This is a genomic window from Glaciecola siphonariae (assembly GCF_042652645.1).
In the GTDB taxonomy this organism is placed as follows: Bacteria; Pseudomonadota; Gammaproteobacteria; order Enterobacterales; family Alteromonadaceae; genus Glaciecola; species Glaciecola siphonariae.
The window spans coordinates 116,766-128,804 of the sequence record NZ_JBHSGU010000005.1; the positions used below are offsets into that span (position 1 = coordinate 116,766).

A 12,039-nucleotide genomic window follows, 5' to 3' on the forward strand; every position below is an offset into this window, starting at 1 on the left:
GTATCCCTTAAAAGTTGGCGCGTACGCCTAGCATTACCGAGCGTCCTGGCAGCGGCGCTAGGTTTTTCAAGAAAGACGTATGCACGCGTGCTTCTTCGTCGGTTAAGTTGCGGCCTTTGGCAAATAGCTCAATGTCGTAACCTTGAATACTCGTAAAGTACGACACGTTCGCATCTACCATAGTGTAAGCATCTGTTTCGTGCTCAAACTCCGCCACATTGTCTTGCTCAAACACGTGCATTACCTGAGCATCAATAAACCAGTTTTGATGCGAATACTCCGCACCAAAGGTTAATCGTGCTGGCGGTGTGCGCGGGAGCTCTTGCTTGCCGTTAGCAGTATCTACTCGAGAGCGAATAATATCGCCTTGTGTGAGCAGCTTCACAGAATCGCTCACCTGCCAATTTACCTGAAACTCAGCGCCGTACAATGTGGCGTCTGAATTGGTGTATGCAAATACTGGGAGCTCGTCTGAGTGGCCCTCTTCGCCATGTTCATGCTCGTCGTGATCATCATCATGTTCATCCATATGGTCGTCGTGCTCGTCCATATGGTCGCCTTCGTGCTCATCGTCGTGGTCTTCGTCATGGTCGTGCGAGAACTCAGCCTCTAAACCAGTATCGGCAAGGTAGTAGTAGTCGTTTACTTTGTTGTAAAACACGTTCACAACAAAGCCCACATCTCCGGCAAATTTACGCAAAGAAATATCGAGGTTGTTTGAGGTTTCCATCTCAAAATCAACATCGCCCAATTCAAAGTGGTCGCCCTCTAACTCATATAAGGCACCAATTTCATAAGTTTGAGTACCAATGTGCGGACCAAATGAGAAGAGCTCTGCGGTTGACGGCGCGCGTTCAGCGTACACATACGACACGCCTAAGTTATAGCCTTCTGCAAAATCCCACACCATACCGGCCGACAAGCTTATAGGTGCAAAATCTACGTTAATAGAATCTAAATCTGCGTGTTCATGGTCGTGGTCGTGATCACCATCATGCTCATCGCCGTGGTCTTCATCGTGATCTTCATCATGATCATCACCGTGGTCATCATCATGATCTTCGTCGTGCTCGTCATGCGAATGTAGCTCTAAATCAGGGGCAAAAACACTGGGCACGTCTATTTCAACGTACTCTACGCGCGCACCCAACTGCACCAATACATCACCAAAGTGTTTTTCTTCAATAAGACCTAAGCCAAACAGCTTGGTGTCAGATGCAGGGGTAAATGCTTCTTCGCCCACCGCTGAAAAATCGGTCAGCTTGGTATGCAAACTTATACCACCGCGCCAGCCGCCAATGGGCTGGTGCAGCGCTTCAATACGCGTTTCAAAAGTGTCGTTGGCAAAGCGGGTGCCCGGCTCACCGTTTTCAATTTCGGTGTGCACGTAATCGGTGTAGGCCATGCCAAAATTTACGGCACTTAACAGTTCGGTGTTTAAATTAAACTGACCGGCAAGCTGATAACGGTTTTGATTCAAATCGGCCATCACCGCCTCGGCTTCTTCGCTATGCTCGTCGCCGTGGTCGTCATCATGGTCTTCATCATGCTCATCGTCATGCCCGTGTTCGTCGCCATGGGCGTGTCCGGGAATGCCGTAAAGCGACGACAAATGCTCTACTGAAAATCCAACATGTCCGTCGTCAAAAATATAGCTAGAGCCAAGAGTAAAACCTTGAGTGCGGTACTGAGAGCTTTCAACTACGCCCTCAGAGCCCATTTCGTGCTCATGTTCTTCACCGTGATCTTCATCATGGTCGTGCTCGTCGTCATGCTCGTCGTCATGCTCATCGCCATGCGCGTCTTCGCTTTCTGCAAAACCTGGAATGCGGTAGTTGTTGGCGTCGCGGTAAAAGCCTTGAAAATTAAACGCAACATCGCCAATCGCGCTGCGAGCAAAACCCGATACCGCTTCTTCAGCGTTTACGCTATTGCGAGTAAGAGCTAACTCACCTTCTGTATCAGTGCTGGTGGGAATGCGATTATCTACTACGTTAACCACACCGCCAATTGCGCCGCTGCCGTAAAACAAGGTTGCTGGGCCACGTAATACTTCAATTTGTTGGGCCGACGAGGTTTCAGTGGCCACCATATGGTCGGGCCCCACGCGTGATGCGTCTGAGGCGTCTAAACCGTTTTGCGTAATAAGTACGCGAGGACCGTCGAGCCCGCGAATAATTGGCGTGCTCGCTACACCGCCATAAGCTGAACTGTGCACGCCTACTTCGTTGCGTAGCGTGTCGCCTAAGGTAGCCGCCTGCTTATCGTGCAAACGGTCGCCAGCGAGCACGTTCACCGGCGCTGCCGACTCAATGTTCGACGCATGAAACGCGCTCGCAGTCACGTCAAATACTTCTATTGAAGAGCTTACTACTTTGATATCAAGGTCTGATACGCCTTGCTCAGGCACCTGAACAGAGGTGCTTGAATGAATAAACGCAGGAGAGGCTACGTGTAACTCAATATTACCGAGTTTCACGTTTTCGAAATTAAAGCTGCCGTCGGCATTAATTGACACACGTTTATTAGTGCCCATGATCTGCACTTCACCCTCGGTGACAGGCTGGCCGAGTTGGTCAATAACCCGTCCGTTAATGGTATTGGCTGCGGCAAAAGAGCCTGCAAAGGTAGAAACCACAAGGGCTGTAGAAATAGCTGTAGCGAGATTAGTCCGTTTCATATGATATCTTCAAGTAGTTGTTATAGTATTACATCACAGGAGGGTTGTAATAGTATAACAATACACAAACAGATCAAGGGCGCGTGGTGTTTTTTTTAGGATTAGTTCTAGATGCAGATTTGTTGCACAAGACCAAAGAGATACCTTTAAAACACAACGAGCATAGACAGCAGGCATAAAAAACAAGATGATAGCGCTAACCACAGCTAGTTATTAATTATGCATCTATCGTTTTTTACCCAATATCTTAGGCCCTACCGGCATAGCTTTGCGCTAATCTTTATACTCATGGTGCTTGAGAGCGCCATTAGCTTGGCTATCCCGTTCTTTATTGGGCAGTTTGCCAGCGCGGTATTGCAAGAGGCTGCACCGCTTAGCCTATTTAATATAGAGTTAAATATGCATTATGGCTACTTAGTGGGCGCATGGTTAGGGCTCATTGTGCTGCAAACCCTTGCTCGCTATCAGGTAAGTTTTAGAGTGAATATGGTAGGCGCGCGTATTCTCACCAACCTCAGTTGCCGTTTGTACGACCATGTTCAAATGCTGCCGGTGAGTTACTTCAGCAAGCGCAAAAAGGGCGAAATTCTCTCCCTTATAAGTAACGACGCCAACGTCATCGCATATTTTATGTCGGGCATACTTACCGGCCTGGTACCGAGCCTGCTCATTGCCAGCGGTGCGCTTTTACTTATGGCCAGCATTAACATGCCGCTTGCGCTCATTATTGCTGTAAGCGTACCGGGCTTTTTAATTATTCTTAAACTTATGGGCCGTAAAATTCGTCCGCTGTCTGAGCAAGTTACTGCGCAACAAGCGGGTATTGTGTCGATTGCGGCTGAGAACTTCAGCACCATCAAACTGGTAAAATCGTTTAGCCGCGAAAAACAAGAGAGCGACAAGTTCAAGCAAAACGCCCAGCAAATGCTGAACTTACGGCGTCAGCAGTTTCAAATTCAGGCGCTTATATCGCCCCTTATTCAAATGCTTATATCGGTGGGTATTGTACTGGTAGTGTTAGTAAGCGCACTGCACTACCGAGCTGGCGAGCTGAGTATTGCGCAGTTAATTACCCTGCTCATGTACGGCTTGCTATTTGCCAAACCCATGAGCAGTTTAGCCGGCGTGTACGGGCAGTGGCAGCAGGCAATGGGTGCCTCTACCCGTATTATTGACGTGTTTAAAGTGGCCCCTGAAACCGACGACACCGGCACCCAAGAGTTTGTATTTAAAAAAGGCGAAGTTGAGCTTAAGCAGGTAAGTTTTTGCTATGAGAACAACAGCAATCGCGCGCCGCTTTTAAGCAAGCTAAATGCACAATTTAAAGCCGGTAGCGTGAATGTGATTATTGGCGCAAACGGCTCTGGCAAAACTACCCTACTGCATTTACTTATGCGTTTTATAAGCCCGCAAAGCGGACAGATTTTTATAGATAAGCAAGACATTAGTGAGTGCGGCCTGCGTTCTCTGCGTCGGCACATTGGGCTGGTATCGCAAGATGTGGCGCTGAGCCACGGCAGCATTTTGAGCAATATTGCATACGGCCAAAGTGAAGCCGATTTTCAAGCGGTAAGCACCGCCGCCAAGCAAGCCGGCGCGCACGAATTTATTAGCGCGCTGCCCAATGCTTATGACACTCAAGTAGGCGACAACGGGGTGTTGCTCTCGGGCGGTCAGCGTCAGCGCATATCGCTTGCCCGCACGCTTTTATTAAATTGCAATATTATTATATTCGACGAGCCCACCTCCTTTGCCGACAGCCACGGCAAAGCAGAGTTTGCAAAACTGCTCAGCACACAGCTACAACAGCATACCGTTATTGTGGTAACGCACGACCAAGCACTGTGCGACGTGGCAGATAAAGTGTTTACGCTTAAAAACGGAGAGCTCTATTAGCGCTTCGTTGGCGCTTAGTTAGCGCTGCAAACTGCAAAATTTTGTTTTGGCTTATGCGATGTAATACATTGTTTACCTAACACTCGCTTAAAAGGAATCGATAACGCATGATCACCTCCACCACTCGTATCAAAATAGGCGACAACGCCCTTATGCAAAAAGTGAGCGACGAAATGGTTATTCTCGACTCACAGAGCGGCCAATATTACACCCTTAACGACATGGCCACTGAAATGCTCGAACACCTACAAAACGGCCGCAGTATTGAAGAAGTAAGCGCGCTTATTTGCAAAGAATATGAGGTAAGTAAGGCAGAGGTTAACAAGGACCTTACCAGCATGGTGAATACCCTGCTCGAAAAACAGCTCGTTATCAGTGAATGACCCGATAAACAATCACATGCCCATTATCGGACTGTAAAAATTGCTGACACTAAAATATAACTACCTGATATTACTAGAATCTCTCTGGTATTTGCGTAAATGGGATCGCATCATAGGCGGCAAAGCCTTTGAGCAGTGGCAGGAGTATTTAGATGCCTCCAGTAAAAATGCTTACGCTACAAATTTAAGTTCTGCGCAAATGCAAAAGCTGCGTAAACACATAGATGCCATAGTGCGAAAATATCCAAAAGAGCTTAACTGCATGCGCCGCTGTTTAGCGCTTAAAAGCATGATTGAGCGGCGCGGCGGGCACTGCACCCTTCACATAGGCGTTAAGTTTACGGGTACTGAAGCTAAGGCCAGTAAAACCCTCGCCGCCCACGCCTGGCTGAGTGCGCAAGGAACACTCATTAACGACACCCCCTCACAAATAAGTCAATACCAAGAAATTACCCACAACAATGCCTTGTTTGGTAAGAATGTTAGTAAGAGCAATACATAAATCAGCTTTTAACAATATGCGCTTGATACCACGACTGCACCAATATTGCGTAGAGTAAATCTACATTGAGCGAGGGTTTGGGAGATTGTACGAGTGCGTCGAAGATGGCGAGTAACTTTTGGTTGTTAACCAAACCTAGATTTTGTAAACCCTCGTGCTCGAGCAACTTACGTAACTGGACCCTATTTTGCTGCACGAGCTTGGCAAAATGTTGGTCGAACACCGTTTTATGAGTATTCCAACAAACCTGCTCTGGTAAGTACTCACTCATGGCCTTGCGCAGCAGAAGCTTGGGATACTTTCCGTTAATATGCTCATGTTGGTCTAGCTCAAAGCTAAATTGCGCGATGTGTTTGTCGAACAAAGGATGATGCACGTTTAGGTTGTATTGGTCGAACACGGCCTGATACGAGCGCATACTGTTGTAAGTAGACGTATTAAACAAACCCTCGTAGCGAGCATAGCGCGTGAGGCCTTGTTTGCCCGACGCAAAGGGGTTTTGACTAGCCATATTATATTGAATATTGCGCACTAGCTCAGCGCTTTTATCGCGAAGCCACGGCGGAATATGCAAGTTACGCTCAACCATGGTAGTACTCAGCGCTTTTTGCCTGTTAGCAAATTGCAGCATAGTCAAAATGTCGTAATGTAGCAGCGGGCTTAAAAACACAGAACGAAGCGCCCGCCAAGCAGAAAGCTTGAGCTCACGCGCCCCGCGCACCACTTCTGCAAGCACACTTAAGTCGCCTTTTTTTAAACGGTCGTAGTAAACAAAGCTGTGGCCCCAAAACATTTCGTCGCCACCGTTACCAGTAAGTAACACATTGGCACCCGCAGCTTGCATGAGCTTTGCCTCTTCATGATATTTAGGCGACAGCACCATGCCTGGGCTTTGAGGATGCGTAGGATACAGCTCTGAAAAACTAAGCTCGGTGTATTTACCGAGCTCAATAAAATGCGACTTAGCAAAGTCATAGCGGGCAATCATGGCTTGAATATTGTCGGTTTCGTCGCAGCTTTGTGTGTTGGCATAGGTGTGCGACACACTGTGCAACTGCGCCTCAGGATGCGGTAAAGCGTTAAATGCCAAAGCACTCACACTAGTAGAGTCCATACCCCCACTAAGCTGCGTGAAGATTACCTCATTACTTGAACCACAATAACGAGCAACACTGGCCTTGAGCAAAGCAAGCAAATGCTCCGACACCTCACCCGCTCTCGTCATTCCGGCGAAGGCCGGAACCTCCCAAAACTTCCGCTCATGCACCGCGCTTAACCCTAACTCAAGCACACAGGCTTGCCCCACCTGCCCAATATGCAAGTACATCGATCTATTAGGGTCGGGCCGCCCTGCCAACCACATCGCAAGCGAACTTACATCGGGCTCAGCGCTTATTAACTCAAGCAAAGGCTCCAAGCTAGAGCACAGCACATAAGTGCTTTCAAACGCGCGCAATTCAGATGAGCGCGCGTAACATAACTTAGCGTAAAACACCGTTTGCGGATTAAACGCCGACACCGCCACGCTTAACTTACTTGCAGCAGCATTAACCACCATGCAAGTAAAGTCGCCGTTTAGGGTATGGAGGTTTTCAATAAATGTTGGCGCGCTTTTGCACCCAAACGATGCAGAGTTGCACCTAAAAAAGTCATGCTTGCCCATACGCGAGTGCAAGAGCATAGGTATATGAGGATGATCAAGAGAGCCGCTCAGCTCCTGTTCGGTAAGAGTATTTTCACCGCCAGAAGCGCGCTCTGCCGAATGAACGAAAGAGTGAACAACAGAGTGTTCTACAGCATAATTAGCCACATGGCCCAGCACACAAACATCGCTGATAAAACTTTGCGTTAATGCTTGCTTATGTTTAACCGCATCGCCTTGCAAACCGTGCTGTATAGCCTGCCAAGCATCACGCGCTTGCGGCCCGTAAACGGCAAACATAGTCTTCATTTAGGCCTTACTCACTGCATTCATATACTACTCTATGGATGTATTTATTAATTAGGAATTGCCTGCACTACATGCAAACCAAACGCAAATCAAACGCGTATGCAGAAACATACAATTAGTGTAAGTTGTAGCAAGCATCATAATGCAAACAATGTCATATTAATGCAATAAATAGCAGCTAAACTTTATTCAATTATTAACAAAAAATTAACGTGTAAGCTGTTGGTTTTAAAAGTAAATTTTTGTGTCAGGTTCTTTTACAGATCAACATAGCAGTTGTATGTACAACTAATTATACTTAAGTACACAGTTGAAATAGCAGTAGTTTTTTGTAATGGCTTGATTATTGCAGTCATTTCAGCCATTCAACACTAGCATCAATTCCGGTGACGTACTGACCGCTAAAACGCGCTCTCTACTGGTTTAAACAAAAGGATATATCATGTTAAAACAAGCAATGATTGGAATGAGCTTATTAGCCGCCTCATCTTTTGCTAATGCAGCGCTAATTGTAAGCCAGTCGGCCATAACAGGCGCAGACATGGCCGGTATGGAAGTTACAGTTACTTTTGCAGACAGCACGAGCGAATCAGTACTTTGGACTGTGGTCAACGGCACTCCAGGCACCGGCGGTACCGCAATCGAGAACGCTGAAGCGCAATCGGGCGGCGCATTTGCCGACACTTGGGCACTTACCCAAGCTGGCTTTACGCTTGGCGGCGTTCAAAACGGCATCTTTTTCGGCGACTGGGAGCTTACAAATTTAAGCGCTCAACAGGCAATTATTGGTTTAAGTATAAACGGCTGGTTAGGTAATGGCGGTATCGCGTTCGACTCAATTGCGAGCAATACCGACGAAGGCACGCCAGGTTCTGGTAGTGGTCAAGCATTTATATCTAACCTGCCTGCAAGCGGCCAATACTTTTTGCAAGTAGATCCTGCATACGATGATTTGTTCTGGCAGTTAGGTATAGTGTTTAACACCGGCTTAAATGCTCAAGACAGCATCTCATTTTTTGCAGATACAGAGCTACTAGCTGAAGTGTCTGCTCCAGCCACTATCGGTTTGGTATTAGGAAGTTTAGTGTTGTTTGCGCGTCGTTCACGTGCATCAGTTAAAAGCACTGTTAACGCATAAGGTGCATTAAAATGAATAAAACAATCGAAACAAATCAAACAAGTAAAAAAGCGTACGTTAAGCCAGTAGTTACAAACCCTGGCAACTTAGCAGAGCTAACGCAAGGTTTTTCTGGAAGCATTCCAGACGAGCAAGGCGGACAAACAAAACGTAACCCTTTCCAAGGGTAACGAGCAAATACGAGGCGCAAGCATCAGCAAAAGCGCCCAATGCCTACCATGTTAAACAATATATATTCAACGCCCTTACACGGCGTTGAGTTGTTTTTGTGCGAGCAACTTTTTAACGAAAGCTCTCGCCAACTGCCCTACAGCTTGTTGATTCAGTACGGCAGCATAAGCGAGCCAAGCACAAAGGCACTTTGGGAATTACAAGATGCGGGTGCTAACTACAGCACTCACCTAGCACTTTTTAGAGCGAGCGCAGACTCCTATGTGCTGAGTGTAGACTGCGAGGGTAAAGGCAAATTTGCTATTGGCCCAGGCAGCATCACAATTGATTGGGAAGATGGCGGCACTAGTGCAGCGCACTATTTTCAAACCTTAGCGATATCGCTTTGGTTAGAGCTGCAAGGCGTAGTGTGCATACATGCGAATGCGGTAAAGGTTGGCAATAAAACCGTTGCGTTTATTGCGCCAAGCGGCATGGGTAAGTCAACAATAAGCGCTTATATGCAGCAGCAGGGCTTTGCATGGCTTACAGACGACATGCTTGCGCTGCATCAAACAGTTAGTGAGCAAACTTGGGTAGTATATCCAAGCTGGCCAAAAGCAAGAATGTGGCCCGATGCAATAGAGAGCGTTGGCGTAAGTGGTAACGATAAACTCAGTAAAGTTCATAAGCGCTTTGCTAAACTTGAGCTTGAGTTACCCGATAACGATGCATATAGCGGGACAAAGCTAGATGCTATTTACATTTTAAGCAGAAGCGGTGCACAACTTGCATCGTTAAAACAAAATACACGCTTGTTAGCCCCCTCGGGTAGTTACCTCAGTGAGCCAACAAGCAATATTGCACTAAGTGACATTAGTAGCAGCACTGCTCTTATGGCACTGCTGCAAAACAGCATCTTAGGCAATGCTTATTCAAGCTTAGCGCTTGAACAAGCAAGATTTAGCCAACTGAGTGAGTTGGTGAGCAATGTGCCCATAAAGCAATTGCATTACCCAAGCGGGCTGAGCAACCTTAACCATGTTTGCAAGCTCGTGTTAGAAGATTTACAGTACCTAGAGCCAAGCTAAGGCTTAAAGGCGTTATTTGCCTGCAAGCAATATGCATAGCTCAATAGTTATACCCTATATGGAAGTGTTAAAATGGATAGGATCAAAACCGGCATAATTAAAGATAACAGCAACACCTTCGGGTCTGTTTATCGTTTGATTGATATATGCATTATTCACTTGAGCATTTACCTGTCTACTGCGCTGTACGCGCAACCCTATTCTCGCGAATATTTTATGCTTGCCTTATTAGGTGCCTTGGGTTTTGCGCTTATTGCAGAGTCTTTTGCGCTATATCGCAGTTGGCGTGTGGGCACATTTAAAGAAATTACTTTTTACACCTTTGTAAGCTGGGCACTTTCAGGCGCTTTAGTGCTTATTGGCTTGTTTTTTACCAAAATGTCGGACGACTATTCGCGCGTGGTACTGGCCATTTGGTTTGTTACCGGCTTTATGGGCTTAGTAGGCTGGCGTGCAGTATTCAAAAAGTTTTTGCACAGCATGCGCAAGCGCGGCCACAACACCCGCAGCATTGCCTTATTTGGCTTAAGTGAAAAGGGTATACGTTTAGCGCGAGAAGCTCAAAACAACCCTGAAATTGGCTATAAACTCAACGCAGTATACGACGACCGCAGCATAGAACGTCTCGACCCTGAATATCATAGCCTCATAAAGGGCAACGTAGAGGCGGGTATAGAAGCTGCGCGAAACAATCAGTTTGACGTAATTTATATTGCGCTGCCCATAAAAGCGCAGCACCGCATTCAAGGTATGCTTGAAGCCTTTGGCGATACAACGGCCACTGTGCATGTAGTGCCCGACCTGTTTATGTATTGCCTTATGCACGGCCAAATGGCACACCTTGGCGATGTACAAACAATAAGCGTGTACGACAACCCAATGTCGGGCGGTGTAGCCGCCATAAAAAGACTCGAAGATATTCTGCTTTCGGTAATTGCACTTGCAATACTGGCAATTCCGCTTTTAGTTATTGCTAGCGCTATAAAGCTCACCTCTAAAGGACCAGTAATATTTAAGCAAGACCGCTACGGCCTGAACGGGCGCAAAATTAAAGTGTGGAAGTTTAGAAGTATGAAGGTTATGGAAAATAGCCAAGTAGTAACGCAAGCCAGCAAAGACGACCCGCGCATAACAAAACTCGGCAAGTTTTTACGCCGCACATCGCTCGATGAACTGCCTCAATTTATAAACGTGCTTAAAGGTGATATGAGCGTAATAGGTCCGCGACCTCATGCGGTAGCCCATAACGAAACCTATCGCAAGCTAGTAAGCTTTTACATGCTGCGCCATAAAGTAAAACCTGGCATAACCGGTTGGGCACAAGTTAACGGCTGGCGAGGTGAAACCGACAGCTTAGACAAGATGCAGAAGCGCATAGAGTTTGACCTTGAATATATTCGAAACTGGTCGCTTTGGTTGGATTTTAAGATTTTGGTTTATACGGTAATGCGAAGCTTTACTGATAAGAATGCGTATTGAGTTTGTTATGATAGTATCCGATAGCAAGCAGTTCATATTTTTGCATATACCAAAAACTGCGGGAACTAGCGTGCGAAAGAGCTTAGTCCCTTATGCAAAACCCGGTGAAAGTGATTATTTTTCAAAGGCACTTAGACGAATAATGGGACATTACACCCCATATCGGTTTAAGGAGTTTAGATATCATCCCCACTTGACTATGCAAAATGCAAAGCGGCTAATGCCTGCCAGTCGGTTTAATAATTATTTTAAATTTGCGTTCGTCCGTCACCCAGTCGATTGGCAGTATGCGATTTTCAGACACATACTATCTCACAGGCATATTAAAGCATTTGAGAAGAGATTCGACTTCATATACCGCTCAAAATCTTTTGACGAGTACATTACTTGGCGAGTAACAAACGGTGCGATCCCACAAATTTTCCAAATGATCAATGAGGACTTGATTACTGAGGTAGATCGTGTCTACAAATTTGAAAATTTGCAGGGTGACTTTGAAATCCTTTGCCGTAAATTAGGCATTCCGAATGAACTTCCGTTTTTAAATAAAAACTCTTCGAGTATTGCGAAGCCTGTTTCGGATTATGCTAGAAACCTAATTTATGACGCCTATAGGTTAGACTTCGAGATGTTTGGGTATGGTATTGAAAGCGTCGATGACCAAATGACTTATCAAAAAAATTTGAAAATCGAGCAGGTAAGTGAAATTTTCTCTAATATAGGCGAGGAATATGATGTTTGGGCTCTTAACAAATGGAAAAAATAAAAA

Annotated in this window: 10 protein-coding genes; 8 read left to right on the forward strand and 2 right to left on the reverse strand. The window is 46.2% G+C overall.

Translation table 11 applies throughout. The annotated features are described in order from the left end of the window. Positions 1-7: 7 nt before the first annotated feature. Complete coding sequence (locus tag ACFO4O_RS11700; protein ID WP_382408718.1) at positions 8-2,680, reverse strand: TonB-dependent receptor; 2,673 nt, start codon at positions 2,678-2,680, stop codon at positions 8-10. Positions 2,681-2,899: 219 nt separating this feature from the next. On the opposite strand from ACFO4O_RS11700, the gene ACFO4O_RS11705 reads away from it, so the two are divergent. The 3 genes from ACFO4O_RS11705 to ACFO4O_RS11715 all read left to right on the forward strand — a co-directional run bounded on the left by ACFO4O_RS11705 (position 2,900) and on the right by ACFO4O_RS11715 (position 5,461). Then, positions 2,900-4,576 (forward strand): ABC transporter ATP-binding protein, encoded by a 1,677-nt coding sequence (locus ACFO4O_RS11705; RefSeq protein WP_382408720.1) that lies wholly within the window; start codon positions 2,900-2,902, stop codon positions 4,574-4,576. A gap of 107 nt (positions 4,577-4,683) precedes the next feature. Further along, positions 4,684-4,959: a PqqD family protein gene (locus ACFO4O_RS11710; protein ID WP_382408722.1), complete on the forward strand. Its 276-nt coding sequence runs from the start codon at positions 4,684-4,686 to the stop codon at positions 4,957-4,959. Between the two features lie 40 nt (positions 4,960-4,999). Next, the gene (locus tag ACFO4O_RS11715; RefSeq protein ID WP_382408724.1) at positions 5,000-5,461 is read left to right on the forward strand and encodes a lasso peptide biosynthesis B2 protein; all 462 of its coding nucleotides are present in this window, start codon (positions 5,000-5,002) and stop codon (positions 5,459-5,461) included. A 1-nt stretch (position 5,462) separates the two neighbouring features. On the opposite strand, the gene ACFO4O_RS11720 is transcribed toward ACFO4O_RS11715, so the two are convergent. Beyond that, on the reverse strand, positions 5,463-7,412 hold the full coding sequence (locus ACFO4O_RS11720; protein WP_382408726.1) for an asparagine synthase-related protein: 1,950 nt from the start codon (positions 7,410-7,412) through the stop codon (positions 5,463-5,465). A gap of 442 nt (positions 7,413-7,854) precedes the next feature. Here ACFO4O_RS11720 and ACFO4O_RS11725 point away from each other — a divergent pair, with 442 nt between their 5' ends. The 5 genes from ACFO4O_RS11725 (at position 7,855) to ACFO4O_RS11745 (ending at position 12,036) form a co-directional block, all read left to right on the forward strand. Next, a complete protein-coding gene (locus ACFO4O_RS11725) occupies positions 7,855-8,550 on the forward strand; it encodes a hypothetical protein (RefSeq protein WP_382408728.1) in 696 nt (231 codons plus the stop codon). A gap of 11 nt (positions 8,551-8,561) precedes the next feature. Beyond that, the gene (locus ACFO4O_RS11730) at positions 8,562-8,720 is read left to right on the forward strand and encodes a lasso RiPP family leader peptide-containing protein (protein WP_382408730.1); all 159 of its coding nucleotides are present in this window, start codon (positions 8,562-8,564) and stop codon (positions 8,718-8,720) included. A gap of 48 nt (positions 8,721-8,768) precedes the next feature. After that, positions 8,769-9,791: a phosphoenolpyruvate carboxykinase (ATP) gene (locus ACFO4O_RS11735; protein ID WP_382408732.1), complete on the forward strand. Its 1,023-nt coding sequence runs from the start codon at positions 8,769-8,771 to the stop codon at positions 9,789-9,791. A 72-nt stretch (positions 9,792-9,863) separates the two neighbouring features. Next, positions 9,864-11,270: an undecaprenyl-phosphate glucose phosphotransferase gene (locus ACFO4O_RS11740; RefSeq protein WP_382408734.1), complete on the forward strand. Its 1,407-nt coding sequence runs from the start codon at positions 9,864-9,866 to the stop codon at positions 11,268-11,270. Positions 11,271-11,277: 7 nt separating this feature from the next. Beyond that, on the forward strand, positions 11,278-12,036 hold the full coding sequence (locus tag ACFO4O_RS11745; RefSeq protein ID WP_382408736.1) for a sulfotransferase family 2 domain-containing protein: 759 nt from the start codon (positions 11,278-11,280) through the stop codon (positions 12,034-12,036). The last annotated feature ends 3 nt before the right edge of the window (positions 12,037-12,039 follow it).

Excerpts from the sequence above, each read along its gene's own strand:
- ACFO4O_RS11705 (WP_382408720.1), top strand. The coding sequence starts at position 2,900 with ATGCATCTATCGTTTTTTACCCAATATCTTAGGCCCTACCGGCATAGC.
- ACFO4O_RS11735 (WP_382408732.1), top strand. The coding sequence starts at position 8,769 with ATGTTAAACAATATATATTCAACGCCCTTACACGGCGTTGAGTTGTTT.
- ACFO4O_RS11710 (WP_382408722.1), top strand. The coding sequence starts at position 4,684 with ATGATCACCTCCACCACTCGTATCAAAATAGGCGACAACGCCCTTATG.
- ACFO4O_RS11725 (WP_382408728.1), top strand. The coding sequence starts at position 7,855 with ATGTTAAAACAAGCAATGATTGGAATGAGCTTATTAGCCGCCTCATCT.
- ACFO4O_RS11700 (WP_382408718.1), bottom strand. The coding sequence starts at position 2,680 with ATGAAACGGACTAATCTCGCTACAGCTATTTCTACAGCCCTTGTGGTT.
- ACFO4O_RS11720 (WP_382408726.1), bottom strand. The coding sequence starts at position 7,412 with ATGAAGACTATGTTTGCCGTTTACGGGCCGCAAGCGCGTGATGCTTGG.
- ACFO4O_RS11745 (WP_382408736.1), top strand. The coding sequence starts at position 11,278 with ATGATAGTATCCGATAGCAAGCAGTTCATATTTTTGCATATACCAAAA.
- ACFO4O_RS11740 (WP_382408734.1), top strand. The coding sequence starts at position 9,864 with ATGGATAGGATCAAAACCGGCATAATTAAAGATAACAGCAACACCTTC.
- ACFO4O_RS11730 (WP_382408730.1), top strand. The coding sequence starts at position 8,562 with ATGAATAAAACAATCGAAACAAATCAAACAAGTAAAAAAGCGTACGTT.